The following is a 15415-nucleotide window of genomic DNA, read 5'->3' as shown; positions in this document are numbered from 1 at the left end:
CCATGACAAGTACAGAACTCGACGGCAGCGCCCCCCGGCGCACGCCGAGTGCAGACGAATTCGTCGAAGTACAAGCCAGCCCGGACTTTCAAGAGTTACGAAACCGCCTGCGCCGCTTCGTATTTCCGATGACCGCCCTGTTCCTGGTGTGGTACCTCAGCTACGTGCTGCTCGGCGCCTACGCGCACGACTTCATGGCGACGAAGGTCTTCGGCAACATCAACGTCGGATTGCTGCTCGGCCTCGCGCAATTCGTCTCCACCTTCGCCATCACCGCGCTCTACGTCCGGTTCGCCAACCGGGAACTGGATCCGCGCGCGGCGGCCATCCGCAACCAGCTCGAGGGGGGCCACGCGTGAATCACGTCAGCACCTACGCGGCCGCTGCCACCATCGGCAACCCGGTCGCCAATATCGCGATCTTCGGCGTCTTCGTCGCGATCACCATGGTCGTCGTCATCCGGGCCAGCCGCAGCAATGCCACCGCCGCCGACTTCTTCACCGGCGGCCGCGGCTTCTCCGGACCGCAGAACGGTATCGCCATCGCGGGCGACTACCTTTCCGCCGCAAGCTTTCTCGGTATCGCGGGCGCCATCGCGGTGTACGGCTACGACGGCTTCCTTTACTCCATCGGGTTTCTCGTAGCCTGGCTCGTCGCCCTGCTGCTGGTCGCCGAAATGCTCAGGAACACCGGCAAATTCACCATGGCCGACGTGCTGAGCTTCCGGCTCAAGCAGGGTCCGGTGCGCACCGCCGCGGCGTTGACCACCCTCGCGGTGTCGCTGTTCTATCTGCTCGCGCAGATGGCAGGCGCCGGCGGTCTGGTCGCGCTGCTGCTCGACATCTCCGACAAGACCGGCCAGGCCGTCGTGATCGCCGTGGTCGGCGTGCTGATGATCGTGTATGTGCTGGTCGGCGGCATGAAGGGCACCACCTGGGTGCAGATCATCAAGGCCGTGCTGCTGATCGCCGGCGCCGGGCTGATGACGGTCATGGTGTTCGCCAAGTTCGGCTTCAACCTGTCCGACATTCTCGGTTCGGCGCAGCAGCACGTGTCCGAGTCGACGAACAAGGGTGTGGCCGCCCGTGACGTGCTCGCGCCCGGCGCGCAGTACGGCGGCAGCGCCACCTCGAAGATCAACTTCCTGTCTCTCGGTCTGGCGCTGGTGCTCGGCACCGCGGGTCTCCCGCACGTGCTGATGCGCTTCTACACCGTGCCGACCGCGAAGGAGGCGCGCCGGTCAGTTGTGTGGGCAATCGGTCTGATCGGCGCGTTCTACCTGTTCACCCTGGTGCTCGGCTACGGTGCCGCCGCGATCGTCGGCCCGGACCGGATCCTGGCCGCGGCGGGTGGGCAGAACTCCGCGGCACCGCTGCTGGCGTTCGAACTCGGTGGCGTGATCCTGCTCGGCATCATCTCCGCGGTCGCGTTCGCCACCATCCTCGCGGTGGTCGCGGGCCTCACCATCACCGCGGCGACCTCGTTCGCGCACGACATCTACGCCGGAGTCATCAAGAAGGGCAAGATCGATGACGACAAGCAGGTGCGGGTCTCCCGGATCACGGCCGTCGTGATCGGCGTGCTCGCGATCGGCCTCGGCATCCTCGCCAACGGCCAGAACATCGCGTTCCTGGTGGCGCTGGCGTTCGCGGTGGCCGCGGCGGCGAACCTGCCGACCATCCTGTACTCGCTGTTCTGGAAGCGGTTCAACACCACCGGCGCACTGTTCAGCATGTACGGCGGCTTGATCTCCACCATCGTGCTGATCGTGTTCTCCCCCGCGGTGTCGGGCACCAAGACCTCGATGCTGTCCAACTTCGATTTCGACTACTTCCCGCTGTCCAACCCCGGAATCGTGTCCATCCCACTGGCTTTCGTGCTCGGCATCGTCGGGACCTTCCTCGGCAAGGCCGACGAGAACCCGGCCAAGGCCGCCGAGATGGAGGTCCGCTCGCTCACCGGCGTCGGCGCCGAGAGGGCGGTGGTGCACTGACCCCTGTCGGATAGTTGTTGTCCCCCTTGTGCTCTCGTTAGGAGATATCGCGTGACCAGCGCAACCACCGATGCCCGCGACACCACACCGGTGTCCTACCCGCCCAGCGAAACTTTCGTTGCGACGGCCAACGCCGATGCGGGCCTCTACGACCGCGCGGCAGCGGATCGGCTGGAATTCTGGGCCGAGCAGGCGCACAGGCTGTACTGGGAACAGCCGTGGACGCAGGTTCTGGACTGGAGTGGCGCGCCGGTCGCGCAGTGGTTTGTCGGCGGCAAGCTCAACGTCGCTTACAACTGCGTCGACCGGCACGTGCTGGACGGGCACGGTGACCAGGTCGCCATTCACTGGGAAGGCGAGCCCGGCGACTCACGCGATATCACCTACGGCGAACTCCGCGACGAGGTGTCCAGGGCGGCAAACTATTTGACAGAGTTGGGGCTGCGCGCGGGCGATCGGGTCGCCATCTACATGCCTATGGTCCCCGAAGCCATCGTGTCGATGCTGGCCTGCGCCCGGCTCGGTCTCACCCATTCGGTGGTGTTCGCCGGCTTCTCCCCCACCGCGCTACGCCAGCGGGTGGACGACGCCGGGGCACGGCTGGTGATCACCACCGATGGGCAATGGCGGCGCGGCACGGCGGCACCGCTCAAGGCGGCCGTCGACGAGGCGCTCGGCGGTGCGCCGTCGACCGTCGAGCACGTTCTCGTGGTGCGCCGCACCAACATCGAGGTGCCGTGGACCGAAGGTCGCGACCTGTGGTGGCACGACACCGTCACCGATGCCTCGCCGGAGCACGAGGCGCAGGCGTTCGATGCCGAGCATCCGCTGTTCATCCTCTACACCTCCGGCACCACGGGGAAGCCGAAGGGCATCCTGCACACCTCCGGCGGTTACCTCACCCAGGCGTCCTACACCCACCACAACGTCTTCGATCACAAAGCAGGACAAGACGTCTACTGGTGCACCGCCGACATCGGCTGGGTCACCGGACACAGCTACATCGTCTACGGACCACTGTCCAACCGCGCCACCCAGGTGATCTACGAGGGCACGCCCAACTCGCCGGACGAGCACCGGCATTTCCAGATCATCGAAAAGTACGGCGTCAGCATCTATTACACGGCACCCACCCTGGTGCGGACCTTCATGAAGTGGGGCCGCCAGATCCCCGACGCGCACGATCTGTCCTCGCTGCGCCTGCTCGGCAGTGTCGGTGAGCCGATCAACCCCGAAGCCTGGCGTTGGTACCGAGAAGTCGTCGGCGGCAACCGGACTCCGATCGTGGACACCTGGTGGCAGACCGAGACCGGTGCCATCATGATCTCGCCGCTGCCCGGCGTCACCTCGACCAAGCCCGGTGCGGCAATGGCACCGCTGCCCGGCATCTCGGCGAAGGTGGTCGACGACGACGGCACCGAACTCGGCCGCGGCGCCGCCGGACTGCTGGTGCTCGACCAGCCGTGGCCGTCGATGCTGCGCGGCATCTGGGGCGACATGGAGCGCTTCCGGACGACCTACTGGGACCGATTCGCCGGTGACGGTTGGTATTTCGCCGGTGACGGGGCCAAGCTCGACGCCGACGGCGACCTGTGGGTACTCGGCCGGGTGGACGACGTGATGAACGTGTCGGGCCACCGGATCTCCACGGCCGAGGTCGAATCCGCGCTCGTGGGGCACCCGGCCGTCGCCGAGGCCGCGGTCGTCGGTGCCACCGACGAGACCACCGGTCAGGCCATCGTCGCTTTCGTCATCCTGACCGCCGAGGGCAAGGACACCGGCGACGCGCTCGTCGCCGAGCTGAAACGCGCGGTGTCGCAGGAGATCAGCCCCATTGCGCGGCCGCGCGAAATCCATCTCGTCCCTGAGCTGCCCAAAACGCGCAGCGGCAAGATCATGCGCAGGCTGCTGCGCGACATCGCCGAGGGGCGTGAGCTGGGCGATACCTCGACCTTGGTCGATCCCAAGGTTTTCGAGGCTATCGCCCGCGGGTAGCACCCGCTCCCGCGACGGACCCGGCCACCCGAAATGGCGATGAGGGGACGGGTCCGTCGCCCAGGGAATCGGGGTCATGCCTGATCAGGCGGCCAGCGGTTAGGCTTCCGGTGTGCGAGTCACCGAGCTTCGCCTGTCCGCCGTCCTCCTGTTGATCGCCGCCTGTCTGCTGGTCGGCGCGCCAGGGGCGCAAGCGCAGATCGATCGGCGCTGCTTCACCAACGACGCGGGCACCCGCTGCTACTACCTGCATGTGCCGCCCGGCGCGACCGCGGGCAAGCCGCTCATGGTGTACCTGCACGGGTGCGACGATCCGCTCGCCCACCCCCGGCCGTCCGGCTTCTCGCTCACCCGGGTGGCCGACGAGATGGGTTTCGTACTCGCGTATCCGCTGCAGGATCAAGCAGCGAACCGGCAGCAGTGCTGGAACTGGGACAAGGTCGAGAATCAGCAGCGCGGTCAGGGTGAACCGTCCATCATCGCCGGCATCACCACCGCGCTGATCGAGGAGTTTAAGCTCGATCGCGCCCGCGTCTACCTCGGCGGCTACTCCGCGGGCGGCGCGACGGTCACCAACCTCGGCGCCACCTATCCCGACCTGTACGCGGCCATCGCCCCCATGGCGGGCGCGCCGTACCGAACCAGGCTCGACGGGCAGGCGATCATCGACGCGATGGGCCCCCGCGCCCGCCCCATGCCCGCCTTCTTCCTGCAGACCCTCTTCGACCAGATCAGCAACATCGTCATCGGACGCACGAACCTCGCCCAGTGGCTCGCGGCCGACAACCTCGCCGACCCCGGTTCGGCTCCCGCACTACCGACCAGCACCCAAGTCCTCGTCATCGGCCCCGGCCTGCCGATCCCCCTCACCGTCGAGCACTACGCCAGCCCCCGCGGCTGCGAACTGGCCCAATTCACCACACCCCTACTCGCCGAACACGCCCTCGGCGCAGGACTGCTCCAGCAGGACCACGGCATCGAAATCCAACGCAACCTCATGCGTTTCCTCCTGGCCCACCGCATGCCCCCACCAGCCCAAACCTGCTGAAAACTCCAAAGCCCCAGCGCCCCACCAAGATCCCCCGCACAATCCGAGGTTTCCGATCCAATCAGCATGGGGTAACCCACCTAACGGCGGACCCGGCCACCACAGCGTTGAGGGGGGCCGGGTCTGCCGCCGACGCCTCATCGCACGAAAGGGGTTGTGGTTCGGGCGGTGCGGAGGGCGGTGGCCCACCAGAGGAGTTGGTCCAGGAGGGTGTTGACGGCTTCGTCGAGTTCGGGGTCGCGGCGGGGCCAGGTGCCGTCGGCGGCGAAGCGTTGCCAGGTTTTGGTGATGGTGATGCTGCGGCGGATGGGGACGGCGTTGAGTTCGCCGAAGATCTGGCGGAGCTGGGTGGCGGCGTGGCCGCCGTCGGTGTCGCTGCCGTAGCCGACGACCGTGACGGGTTTGGCGGCCCATTCGGTGTCGAACCAGTCGATGGCGTTCTTCACCGCCGCCGGGAAGCTGCGGTTGTATTCGGGGGTGACCACGATGAAGGCGTCGGCGGCGGCGAGCCGGTCGCCGAGGTCCCGCACGGCGGCGGGGGCCGGTTCGTCGTGGCCGGTCAGCTGGTCGGGCAGGCCGGCGTCGGCGAGGTCGATGCGGTCCAGGTCGAGGTCGCGGCGGCGGAGCCGACCGGCGAACCAGTCGGCCACCGTCGGCCCGAACCGCCCGGCGCGGGTGCTGCCGACGATCAGCGCCACCCGCAGTCGGTCGGTGCCGGTCATCGGGTCGCCTTGACGGGGGCGTCGAGGAAGGCCGGGATCATCGGCAGCAGCAGTTCGGGCCGGTGCACCAGGGTGATGTGCGAGGTGCCGGGCAGGATGGCCAGTTGCGAGTCGGGCAGTCCGGCCGGGCTGTCGCCCATGATGCCGCCGCCGAACAAGCGGAACATCTCGACCGCGTGCTCGGGCCGGATGATGTCGGAGTCACCGATCACCGTCAGCGTGGGGGCTTTGCTCTGGCGCACCGCATCTGCCGCGAATACCGGACTGGCGTTCTGATCGTGTTCGGTCACCCTGGCAACCAGGCGCGGAAAGTCTTCGGGGCGCGGGGCGTTCTTCACATAGTCGTCGTGGAACGGCGAGCCGTGCAGCTGTTCGGGCTTCAGCTCGGCGAGTCCTTCCAGCAGACCGGGGTGCATCGCACCGGCGTCGAGACCGCCGGCTGCCAGGATCTGCTTACGCACCAATTCCGGGTGAGTGAGCGAAATCTGCAGGGCGACACCGGCGCCCATGCTGTAACCGAGAATGTCGGCGCGCTGGACACCGAGTATGCGCAGCAGCGCCACGGTGTCCTCGGCCATCTGCGGCGTGCGCAGCGGGCGGTCGATGTCGGCCGTACGGCCGTGCGCCTGCTGTTCGACGGCGATGACCTGGCGGGTCTTGGACAGTTCCGGGATGAGCTGGCCGAAGTCGGTGCCGATGCCGGACAGCGCGCCGTGCAGCAGCACCAGCGGTGGCTGCTCGGTCGGCGTGCCGTGCACCTCGTAGTACATGTGCAGACCGTTCACATCGGCGTAGGCCCCGGGCTTGGCGGCCTCGGCCGGAGCGTCGGCGGTGCCGCAGCTGGTCAGCAGTGCGGTCGTGGCGATGGCGGCGGCGAAGACGGTGGAGAGTTTCATGGCGGGCCCTTTCGGTGTGCTGTTTCCGTGTTGTCAGCAACTCTGACGGGGCCACCTTCCGGTTTGTTTACGGTGTGATTCCGCTGGACAACACCGTCGCTAAGCTGCCTCGTATGCGTTTCGGTGTGCTCGGTCCGTTGGCGGTCTGGACGGATTCCGGCACACCCGTGCCCATCCCCGGCACCAAGGTGCGCGCCCTGCTGGCGGACCTCCTGGTCAATGCCGGACAACCGGTCTCCGGTGACCGGCTCATCGACGACATCTGGGCCGATGAACCGCCCGGCAATCCGGCGGGCACCCTGGCCGCCAAGGCCTCCCAGCTGCGCCGGGCACTGGAGGACGCCGAGCCAGGCGGCCGCCACCTGGTGGTCTCGCCGCCGCCCGGCTACCGGCTCGCCTGCACCGAGCTCGACGCGCTGCGCTTCCGCACGCTGGTGGCGACCGCCCGCGAGACGGCCGAACCGAAGGCCAGAGCCGAGGCACTGAGCGAGGCGCTCGGGCTGTGGCGCGGACCGGCGTTCGCGGACTTCCGCGACGCCGCCTTCGCGCAGCCCGCCATCGCGCAATTGGCGGAGCAGCGGCTCGTCGCGGTGGAGGAGCTGGCCGAGACGCGCCTGTCGCTGGGCGAATACCGCGAGGTCGCCAGCGAACTCGCCACCATCGTCACCGAACATCCACTGCGCGAACGACTTCGCGGCGCGCAGCTGCGCGCGCTGTACGGCGCGGGACGACAGGCCGAGGCACTCGACAGCTACGAAGACCTGCGCAGGCAACTGGCCGACGAACTCGGTCTCGATCCGAGCCCGGAATTGGTTGCGCTGCAACGCTCGATCCTCGGCCAGGACCTCGAACTCGCCACGCCACGACCGGAAACCGTGCTGCGGCGGCGCAGTTCCAATATCCCCGCCCCGCGCACCGAGCTCATCGGCCGTGCCGCGGACCTCGCCGAGCTGCGCCGCGTCGTCCCCGACACCCGGCTCGTCACGCTGACCGGTCCCGGCGGGGTCGGCAAGACCCGGCTCGCGCTGGCCGCCGCGACCGCGCTCACCGACCGATTCCCGCACGGCACTTGGCTGGTCGAGTTGGCGCCACTACAACCGACTGCGGCCGACGGCGCGACCTTCCTCGTCGACGCGGTGTCCCAGGTGCTCGGCATCCGCGCAAGCGACGGCGCCGACCCGGTCGAGCTGCTGTGCGAAGTGCTCGCCGAGCAGGAACTACTGCTGGTGCTGGACAACTGCGAACACGTGGTGGAGCACGCCGCCGATCTCGCCGAACTGCTGCTCGGCGCGGCGCCGAACCTGCACATCCTGGCCACCAGCCAAGAGCAACTGCGCCTGCCCGGCGAGGACGTCGTCGCGGTCGAGCCGCTCGCGGTGCCCGCATCGCACGCCGACGTCGCCGATCTCGAACAGGCCAGCGCGGTACAGCTTTTCGTTGCCCGGGCCCGGGCGAGCGCCCGCGATTTCGTTCTCGACGCCGATACCGCCGAACCGATCGCGACGCTGTGCCGCAGGCTCGACGGCATCCCGCTGGCCCTGGAACTTGCGGCGACCCGCGTGCGTGCGCTCGGCGTCCACGAGATGGTCGCCCGCCTCGATGATCGATTCCGGCTGCTCGCCACCGGGCACCGTGGTGCGCCGCCGCGACAGCAGACGCTCACGGCGATGATCGACTGGAGTTGGGAGCTGCTCGACGCGACCGAGCAAGCGGTGTTGCGTCGGTTGGCTGTGCATGCGGGTGGGTGCACGCTCGATGCCGCCGAAATTGTTTGCGCCACCGGGTGGTTCGAGGATGACACCGTCGGCGGCGGCAATGCAGGCAGTGGACCTTCCGCCGGGCAGAGCTCCGATGCGGCGGGTCCCGACGCAGGTGGCACAGTCGGCGCCCGCAATCCAGACAGTGGACTCTCTGCCCGGCAGAGCTCCAACGCAGCGGGTGCCGACACGGACCTGCACGCTCAGCTCACGCCCGACTATGCACCGCTCGATGAATCCACGATCGCCGATGTTGTTGCACGGCTGGTAGACCGGTCGCTCGTGCAGGCCGCGGGTCGACGCTACCGACTGCTCGAGTCAGTCGCGGCGTTCAGCCTCGATCGGCTGGCCGAGGCCGGCGAGTTCGATACGGTACATCGGGCGCACCATCGGTACTACCTGACCCTGGCCGAGCAGGCGGCACCCGAGCTGCACGGCGCGGACCAGCAGCGATGGTTGCGTCGACTGGATGCCGAGGCCGCGAATCTGCGTGCGGCACTGGCTGGATTCGTTCGGGCCGGCGCCGCCGACGAGGCCTTGCGGCTGGTCAGCGCACTCGCTTGGTACTGGCTGCTACGCGGGCGGTTGACCGAAGCTCGGCGCTGGTTCGACACCGCGCTGGCGCTGGGCGGTTCGGCGCGGCAACGCGCGTCCGCACTCGCCTGGCGAGTCGGGTTCACCTTCCAGCAGGGCGAATTCGCCGACGGCGCGGCCAGGCGGCGTGAAATCGCGGCCATGTACGACACCGTCGATGATCCGGCGGGCCGGGCGCGCGCCGACCTGTTCCTCGCCTTCTCCGCGCTCGAATCCGGCGACATCCCAGAGCTGGAAGCCCTGGTGCGCCAGGCACTTCCGGTCTGCGAGCAGCTCGGCGACCGCTGGGCCGTCGCGTTCGGCCAGGTCTGCCTGGCCAAGGCCGCACACAGCCGCGCCGACCTGACCGCACTCGGGCAGCACGCCCGCGCCGCGGCCCGGCTGTTCGCCGAGATCGATGACCGCTGGGGCAGGCTGCAAGCCGCCGAGTGGCTCGGCGGTCTCGCCGAATTGACCGGTGACCTGTCCGGTGCGACCGACATCCACACCGAGGCCCTGCGTTTGGCACAGGAGCTGGAGCTGTGGGGTCAGGTGTGCACCCACCTCTGCTGGCTGGGCTGGATCGCCATGCAGCACACCGAGTTCGATCGCGCCGAAGTCCTCGCCGAGCAGGCCGTGCGGGTCGCCACCGAACACGGCTACGCGCCCGGTCGTCTCTTCGCCTCCGTCGTGCTCGCCTATACCGCCCGCCGCAACGGCAAACCCGATGTCGCCGAACACATTCTGCGCGAAATCCTCGCCACCGCCCCGGCCGACGGCGAGGAGACACCGCTATTCGTGCCCATGCTCCAGGTCGAGCTGGGCTACCTCCTCGAACAACACGGCGACCCGTCCGCCGCCCTCGCCATGCACTTGATGGCCCTTGACGGCGCCCAGCGCATCGAGGCCCCGCGCGACACCACGTTCGCACTGGCCGCACTCGGATCAGCCGCGGCGGCCCTCGGCGAATTCGACACCGCCGCCCAGCTTCTCGGCGCCGCCCACACCGTGCGCGAGGACAACGGCATCCCCGTCCTCCCCGCCGAACGCCCGGACATCGACCGCCCCACCGCGACCACCCGCGCCGCCCTCGGCGAAGCCGCCTTCGACACGGCCTTCGCTGTGGGCTCGGCACTGACCGTCCAGGCTGCCCGCGCCCTGGCCGCCAAAGCCGCCGTGGCACCGGCCCACAGCTAGCTGGAGCGACCGAGGGCCGCAGTCCACCGCGCGAGCAGTGCCGTATCGCTGTGCGCGGGCCGCTGACCGCCACGCAACGACCGACTTCGCCGCGATCCACTGCTGTCGCCGGCCATGACCCGCAACATCGCATACGCGACGACGGGCCAGCGCCGCGCATGCCCGATTGAACCGTTGGGGTCCCCCATCCCGTGGACAAGGCGAGGAGCGGCACAGCCCACAGTTCGGGGATCGCTCCGGCCGTCCGACGACGGCAGCACATCGAGGAGATCGACCATGTCCACCGACGAATCAGTTTTCACCCGCCGCAGCGTGGTCGCCGCGGGCAGTGCGGTCGCGGCGGCGGCGCTGACCGCATGCGCCACCTCCGACAAGGAAAACGCCACTCCCGCACCGAAGGACACACCAGCGGGCCCGGGTCAGTCCGCCGACAAGACACTCGCCAAGACCGCCGACATCCCCGTTGGCGGAGGCGTGATCGTCGGTGACACCGTGGTGACCCAGCCGAGCGCGGGCAGCTTCGTCGGCCTGTCCTCGGTCTGCACGCATGCCGGCTGCAAGGTCGCCTCGGTGTCCGACGGCACCATCAACTGTCCCTGCCACGGCAGCAGGTACCGCCTGGACGGCTCGGTCTCCAACGGACCCGCGGTCAAGCCGCTGGCCGCGAAACCTGTTCGAGTAGTCGGTGATTCGGTGGTTTCCGGCTAGCCGAACAGCTCCCGCATCCGCCGATCCATCTCGTCGGGTGCGACGTCTTCGGTGTGCGTGGCCACTGTCCACCGGTGGCCCCACGGATCCTCGAAGGCGCCGCTGCGGTCGCCGTAGAACTGGTCGGCCATCGGGCTGAGTTCCCTGGCGCCCGCGGCGATCGCGGCGCCGAAGGCGGCATCGGCGTCCTCGACGTAGACGTGCAGATTGACGGGCGTGCCGCCGACCTGCTTCGGGTCCCGGAAATCCATTTCCTCGGACGGGTCGCCGATCATGACGAGCGAATTACCGAACATCAGCTCGCAATGCGCGACCTTGCCGTCCGGCCCAGGCATGCGCATCCGCTCCGATGCGCCGAAAACGTGCTTGTAGAAATCGATAGCGGCCGCGGCGCCATCGATCGCGAGGCCCGGCGACAATACCGGGTAGCCGTCGGGCACTGGCTTGACATCAGACATGAGAAACCTCCGTCGAGGCGGTGTGTCGGACCTGTCGAGCCTAGCGCCGCGACGCCGTGCCCCATGGCGAATCCGCCCTGATCAAGGCCCCGAAACACCCTGTAGCCTGCGCACCTGGGCGGCGGTGAGATCGCTGAGCACCCCCGGCTCGACGGGTTCCGGCGCGGTCACCGCCACCTGTGCCAAGGTACTGCCGACCTGCACGATCGCGACCGCCGAATGCAGCGTCAGTCCATCACTGCTGGTACGCACCTGAAAGGCGGTGACCGCGTCACCGCCCTGCGGCGAGGGAAAACCACCGATCCGGTAATCCACCGCTATATCCGTGGCATCCGCGCCGGAATAGTGGGCGCACCGGCGCAACAACGCCTGCACGTCCGAAAACGCGGGTGCTAGAGCTGCATTCGGAAAACTCGCCGCGTCTATATCGATGCTGGAGAAATTCGGACCTGCATATTGAATAGACGCCTGAGCAAGCGCGCCCGGTCGCTGCGCACCCAGCGGCGTGAGCACCTTCGCGCATTCCGCCGGATCGGTCGGCGAGCCCTGCACCCCGGCGGGCGCCTCGGCCCGGGCGGGCAGCGCGGTGAAGTTCGGCGGCAAATTCTTGCTGGTCAGCAGCTGATCGCGCAGCCGGTCTGCGTCCGCCATCGGCGCACCGGTCACCGGCGCGGCCGCCGTGACCGGACCCAGCGGCGGCAAGTCCGGCGTCTCGGGCGCGGCCGACGTCGATGATCCGCACGCCGCGACGAGCGCGGTGGTCGCGGCGACGAGCAGCAGGCCGCAGCCGCGGGTCACTCGGTCCACGACACCTGCGTATCGATCGTCTGCTGCAACACGCTCTCGGTGCGCGGGTCGCGATAGCCCTGATGACCGCCGACGGTGATGGTGCCCGCGACCGGCAGCGGCAGTCCGAGATCGACGGTGATCGTGCCGGTGCCCTGCATGACGTAGTCCTGGATGTCGAGCTTGCCCGCGTTGTTGGGCAGATTCCACACCGCCGACTTCGGCTGCTGGATGACGTCGAGCTCGATGGTCAGCCGGTCACCGTCGCGCTTGGTCAGCGTCGCGGTGGTGACCTGGTCGAGGGTGACTCCGCCGCTGATCTCCTGCCGCACCGTCCAGACCGCGCCCTCGCCGACCGGCTGATCGGGAAACGCGATCGAGCGGTAGACCGCCTGATAGAAGGCTTGTTCCAGCGCGGCTCGCGCCGGGTTGGAGGTGTCGGGCGACGGCTCCAACCGCAGCGCGGTGATGGCGCCGAGGTCGCTGAGGTCGAATCCGGCGTGCGAACCGCCGGTCTTGGTGAGCGCCTTGGCCAGCGCCGGATCGGGCGTGGTGACGGTGCCCAGGGTGAGATCGATGCCCTCGGCGTCGGTCTGCGCGGTCATCGGGATCGAAAGGGCGGGCGCGGAGAAGTCGCGCGCGGGTTGATCGTTGATCTGCTGCGCGATCCGGTGCGAGGTATGCAGCGTCACCCGCTGCACGGTGCCCGCCGGGTAGTCACGCCGCAGCAACGAGCGCGGCTCGGCCCCCGGCGCGACGACATTGGTGATCGCGGCCGGGATCGGCACGGACACTTCTTTGCCGATGCCGAGGGGCTCGGTGCTCTCCGGCTCCGAGCGCGACTCAACGCCACCGCTGCAACCGGTTCCGAACGCGGTCAGGCCGACCGCCAGCACTATCAGCAACACACCCGACCGCGCGAAGCGCGGGATATGGGGGGAAGACAACACCGTCACGAGCATCAGGGTACGACCGGTTCCTGAGTGTCAGCTGGGTCTTGCGGGTGACCACTGCACAAGGTGTCGGGTAGCTCGAGCGATGATGGTGCGTGTGAGTGACGACCCGCCGCCCGAGGAGAACCCAGCGAACACCGCCGAGGAGGCGACACCAGCGACTCCGCCCCAGCGGCTGCGGACCTTACTCGTCATCGCGGTCATCCTGCTCGGCCTGGATCTGCTGACCAAATGCCTCGTCGTGGCGAACCTGAAGCCGGGCGAGCCGGTCTCGCTCATCGGTGACTGGGCCAGGCTGAGCCTGGTGCGCAACCCCGGAGCAGCCTTCTCGATGGCGACCGGCATGACCTGGCTGCTGACCTTGGTCGCCACGGCCGTGGTGATCGGCGTGGTGCGCATCGGGCGCACGCTGCGGTCGCTGTGGTGGGCGATCGGGCTCGGCATGGTGCTCGGCGGCGCGCTCGGCAATCTGGTCGATCGGCTGTTCCGGGCGCCGGGACCGTTGCAGGGGCATGTGGTCGATTTCCTCGCGATCGGCTGGTGGCCGGTGTTCAACGTGGCGGACTCGTCGATCGTCTGCGGCGCGATCCTGCTGGTGGTGTTGACCGTGTTCGGTTTCGAGCCGAACGGCACGCGCACCGGGCGCGACGAGCCCGCCACCGCCACCGCCGACACCACCGCGAACAAGACCAGCGAAGGAAACACTGCATGAGGGAAACACGGACCATGCCCGTTCCCGACGGGCTCGACGGCATGCGGGTCGACGCGGGCCTGTCCCGGCTGCTCGGCCTGTCCCGCACCGCCGTGGCGGCGCTGGCCGAGGAAGGCTCCGTGCAGCTCGACGGCGTCGCCGCGGGCAAATCCGACCGGCTCGCCGCGGGCGCCTGGCTCGAGGTGATCTTCCCGGAACCCAAGCGAGAGCTCTCGATCGAGGTAGCGCCGGTGGAAGGGATGCGGATCCTCTACGCCGACGACGACATCGTCGCGGTGGACAAGCCGGTCGGCGTCGCGGCACACACCGGTGTCGGCTGGTCCGGGCCGACCGTGATCGGCGGGCTCGCCGCGGCTGGTTACCGCATCTCCACCTCCGGCGCACACGAACGGCAGGGCATCGTGCACCGGCTCGACGTCGGCACCTCGGGCGTGATGGTGGTCGCGCAGTCCGAGCACGCGTATACGGTGCTCAAGCGCGCGTTCAAGCAGCGCACCGTGGCCAAGCGGTATCACGCTCTGGTGCAGGGACATCCGGACCCGAGCAGCGGCACCATCGACGCCCCGATCGGGCGGGCCCGCGGCAACGACTGGAAGTTCGCGGTGACCGCGGACGGGCGCCCGAGCATCACGCACTACGACACCGTCGAGGCCTTCCAGGCAGCGAGCCTGCTCGACATCCACCTGGAAACCGGCCGCACCCACCAGATCCGGGTGCATTTCTCCGCGATCCGGCACCCATGCTGCGGTGACCTCACCTACGGCGCGGACCCGCGCCTCGCCGAGCGCCTCGGCCTGGAAAGGCAATGGCTGCATGCCCGTTCGCTCGGCTTCAACCATCCGGCCGACGGTCGCTGGCTGGAGATCACCAGCGAGTACCCGGACGATCTGAAGCACGCCTTGGACGTCCTGCGCAATGCCTGACCGGCGGGCGCTGCCGCTGGGTCGGCTCGCCCTCGCGGCAGCGGCCGTCGCCCTCGTCGTGTTCATCGTCCTGCTCGGTGTGCTGAACCCGCCCCGTAAGGATGGCGTATCCACCGATCGGCTCGGTCCCGAGCAGGGTGAGCAGGTCGCGGATTACCTTGCCCGAGCACGGGCTTCGCTGGCGGGCACGGATACCGCCGACCACTGGGCGCTGGTCTCCTTCACCGAACCTCTGGTGCCGGAACAGATTCCACGGAACAGCGGCGGCATGCGGATATCGCAAGTGCTGTACCAGGTTTCGATACCCCGCGTGCAGACCCCGCTGGTCGCCGTTCCCGTCCCTCGAGGTGACGAGGCGGCCGTCAGCTCCGCCGAAGCGGCGGCCTGGCTGCTCCCCCGCACCGTCGCCGACCAGCGCGCCGCCGACATCAACGCGCTCTCCGCCGCTCGCCTACGTTCCGGCTGCGCGTGCACCGTCGGCCTCGTCCTGCGCGGACCGTTGGACAGCCTCCGAAATCTCGCCGCGCAGAACGGAATCCGCGCGGTGCAGGCCCTGCCGTCCGACGCGGTAGCCGACCGATTCGGCGTAGTGCCGCTGCTCCCCGGCCAAGTGGATGTCGTCCAGCCCGGTCCTGACGACGGCCCAGTGCCCGATCGGTAACCCTGTCCGGAGGATCGGCCACATGCACTCCCG

Annotated in this window: 14 protein-coding genes; 9 read left to right on the top strand and 5 right to left on the bottom strand. The window is 68.7% G+C overall.

From position 1 onward, the window contains the following. The first annotated feature begins 2 nt into the window (after positions 1-2). From NN4_RS30915 to NN4_RS30900, 4 genes are all read left to right on the top strand, one after another. Positions 3-359, top strand: a complete 357-nt coding sequence (locus NN4_RS30915; protein WP_147138860.1) for a DUF485 domain-containing protein — start codon at positions 3-5, stop codon at positions 357-359. Further along, the gene (locus tag NN4_RS30910) at positions 356-1993 is read left to right on the top strand and encodes a monocarboxylic acid transporter (RefSeq protein WP_147138858.1); all 1638 of its coding nucleotides are present in this window, start codon (positions 356-358) and stop codon (positions 1991-1993) included. The genes NN4_RS30915 and NN4_RS30910 overlap by 4 nt, the downstream gene beginning before the upstream one ends. A gap of 51 nt (positions 1994-2044) precedes the next feature. After that, positions 2045-3988, top strand: coding sequence for an acetate--CoA ligase (gene acs / locus NN4_RS30905; RefSeq protein WP_147138856.1), 1944 nt, complete (start codon positions 2045-2047; stop codon positions 3986-3988). 112 nt (positions 3989-4100) lie between these two features. Beyond that, a complete protein-coding gene (locus NN4_RS30900) occupies positions 4101-5036 on the top strand; it encodes an extracellular catalytic domain type 1 short-chain-length polyhydroxyalkanoate depolymerase (protein WP_147138854.1) in 936 nt (311 codons plus the stop codon). A 137-nt stretch (positions 5037-5173) separates the two neighbouring features. Here the strand turns inward: NN4_RS30900 and NN4_RS30895 are convergent, their stop codons facing one another. Together NN4_RS30895 and NN4_RS30890 are read right to left on the bottom strand one after the other, a co-directional pair. Continuing rightward, positions 5174-5758 carry an NADPH-dependent FMN reductase gene (locus NN4_RS30895; RefSeq protein ID WP_147138852.1) on the bottom strand — a complete coding sequence of 195 codons (585 nt, stop codon included), beginning with the start codon at positions 5756-5758 and terminating at the stop codon, positions 5174-5176. Further along, the gene (locus NN4_RS30890) at positions 5755-6654 is read right to left on the bottom strand and encodes an alpha/beta fold hydrolase (RefSeq protein WP_147138850.1); all 900 of its coding nucleotides are present in this window, start codon (positions 6652-6654) and stop codon (positions 5755-5757) included. Before NN4_RS30890 ends, NN4_RS30895 begins: the two co-directional genes overlap by 4 nt. A gap of 113 nt (positions 6655-6767) precedes the next feature. On the opposite strand from NN4_RS30890, the gene NN4_RS46345 reads away from it, so the two are divergent. Then, positions 6768-10181, top strand: a complete 3414-nt coding sequence (locus tag NN4_RS46345; protein WP_246181173.1) for an AfsR/SARP family transcriptional regulator — start codon at positions 6768-6770, stop codon at positions 10179-10181. Between the two features lie 276 nt (positions 10182-10457). Further along, positions 10458-10889: a QcrA and Rieske domain-containing protein gene (locus NN4_RS30880; protein WP_147138849.1), complete on the top strand. Its 432-nt coding sequence runs from the start codon at positions 10458-10460 to the stop codon at positions 10887-10889. Here NN4_RS30880 and NN4_RS30875 read toward each other — a convergent pair. From NN4_RS30875 to NN4_RS30865, 3 genes are all read right to left on the bottom strand, one after another. Then, on the bottom strand, positions 10886-11347 hold the full coding sequence (locus NN4_RS30875; RefSeq protein ID WP_147138847.1) for a VOC family protein: 462 nt from the start codon (positions 11345-11347) through the stop codon (positions 10886-10888). The genes NN4_RS30880 and NN4_RS30875 overlap by 4 nt on opposite strands. Before the next feature lie 81 nt (positions 11348-11428). Continuing rightward, on the bottom strand, positions 11429-12154 hold the full coding sequence (locus NN4_RS30870) for a hypothetical protein (RefSeq protein WP_246181172.1): 726 nt from the start codon (positions 12152-12154) through the stop codon (positions 11429-11431). Beyond that, the gene (locus tag NN4_RS30865; protein ID WP_147138845.1) at positions 12142-13095 is read right to left on the bottom strand and encodes a hypothetical protein; all 954 of its coding nucleotides are present in this window, start codon (positions 13093-13095) and stop codon (positions 12142-12144) included. Before NN4_RS30865 ends, NN4_RS30870 begins: the two co-directional genes overlap by 13 nt. A gap of 76 nt (positions 13096-13171) precedes the next feature. Between NN4_RS30865 and lspA the strand changes: the two genes are divergently transcribed. From lspA to NN4_RS30850, 3 genes are read left to right on the top strand one after another with little or no spacing between them, the layout of a single operon-like run. After that, complete coding sequence (gene lspA / locus NN4_RS30860; protein ID WP_147138843.1) at positions 13172-13798, top strand: signal peptidase II; 627 nt, start codon at positions 13172-13174, stop codon at positions 13796-13798. Next, a complete protein-coding gene (locus tag NN4_RS30855; RefSeq protein WP_107655180.1) occupies positions 13795-14721 on the top strand; it encodes an RluA family pseudouridine synthase in 927 nt (308 codons plus the stop codon). The genes lspA and NN4_RS30855 overlap by 4 nt, the downstream gene beginning before the upstream one ends. After that, positions 14714-15382: a hypothetical protein gene (locus tag NN4_RS30850; protein ID WP_147138841.1), complete on the top strand. Its 669-nt coding sequence runs from the start codon at positions 14714-14716 to the stop codon at positions 15380-15382. Before NN4_RS30855 ends, NN4_RS30850 begins: the two co-directional genes overlap by 8 nt. The last annotated feature ends 33 nt before the right edge of the window (positions 15383-15415 follow it).

This window comes from Nocardia ninae NBRC 108245 (assembly GCF_007990755.1).
Taxonomy (GTDB): Bacteria; Actinomycetota; Actinomycetes; order Mycobacteriales; family Mycobacteriaceae; genus Nocardia; species Nocardia ninae.
Note: the sequence above shows the minus strand (reverse complement) of the source record. Positions and strands in the feature narration are given on the sequence as shown.

Bases quoted from the DNA above. Each gene is read 5' to 3' on its own strand.
- NN4_RS30915 (WP_147138860.1), top strand. From the start codon at position 3: ATGACAAGTACAGAACTCGACGGCAGCGCCCCCCGGCGCACGCCGAGT.
- NN4_RS30875 (WP_147138847.1), bottom strand. From the start codon at position 11,347: ATGTCTGATGTCAAGCCAGTGCCCGACGGCTACCCGGTATTGTCGCCG.
- NN4_RS30855 (WP_107655180.1), top strand. From the start codon at position 13,795: ATGAGGGAAACACGGACCATGCCCGTTCCCGACGGGCTCGACGGCATG.
- NN4_RS30880 (WP_147138849.1), top strand. From the start codon at position 10,458: ATGTCCACCGACGAATCAGTTTTCACCCGCCGCAGCGTGGTCGCCGCG.
- lspA (WP_147138843.1), top strand. From the start codon at position 13,172: ATGATGGTGCGTGTGAGTGACGACCCGCCGCCCGAGGAGAACCCAGCG.
- NN4_RS30895 (WP_147138852.1), bottom strand. From the start codon at position 5,758: ATGACCGGCACCGACCGACTGCGGGTGGCGCTGATCGTCGGCAGCACC.
- NN4_RS30890 (WP_147138850.1), bottom strand. From the start codon at position 6,654: ATGAAACTCTCCACCGTCTTCGCCGCCGCCATCGCCACGACCGCACTG.
- NN4_RS46345 (WP_246181173.1), top strand. From the start codon at position 6,768: ATGCGTTTCGGTGTGCTCGGTCCGTTGGCGGTCTGGACGGATTCCGGC.
- NN4_RS30865 (WP_147138845.1), bottom strand. From the start codon at position 13,095: ATGCTCGTGACGGTGTTGTCTTCCCCCCATATCCCGCGCTTCGCGCGG.
- NN4_RS30850 (WP_147138841.1), top strand. From the start codon at position 14,714: ATGCCTGACCGGCGGGCGCTGCCGCTGGGTCGGCTCGCCCTCGCGGCA.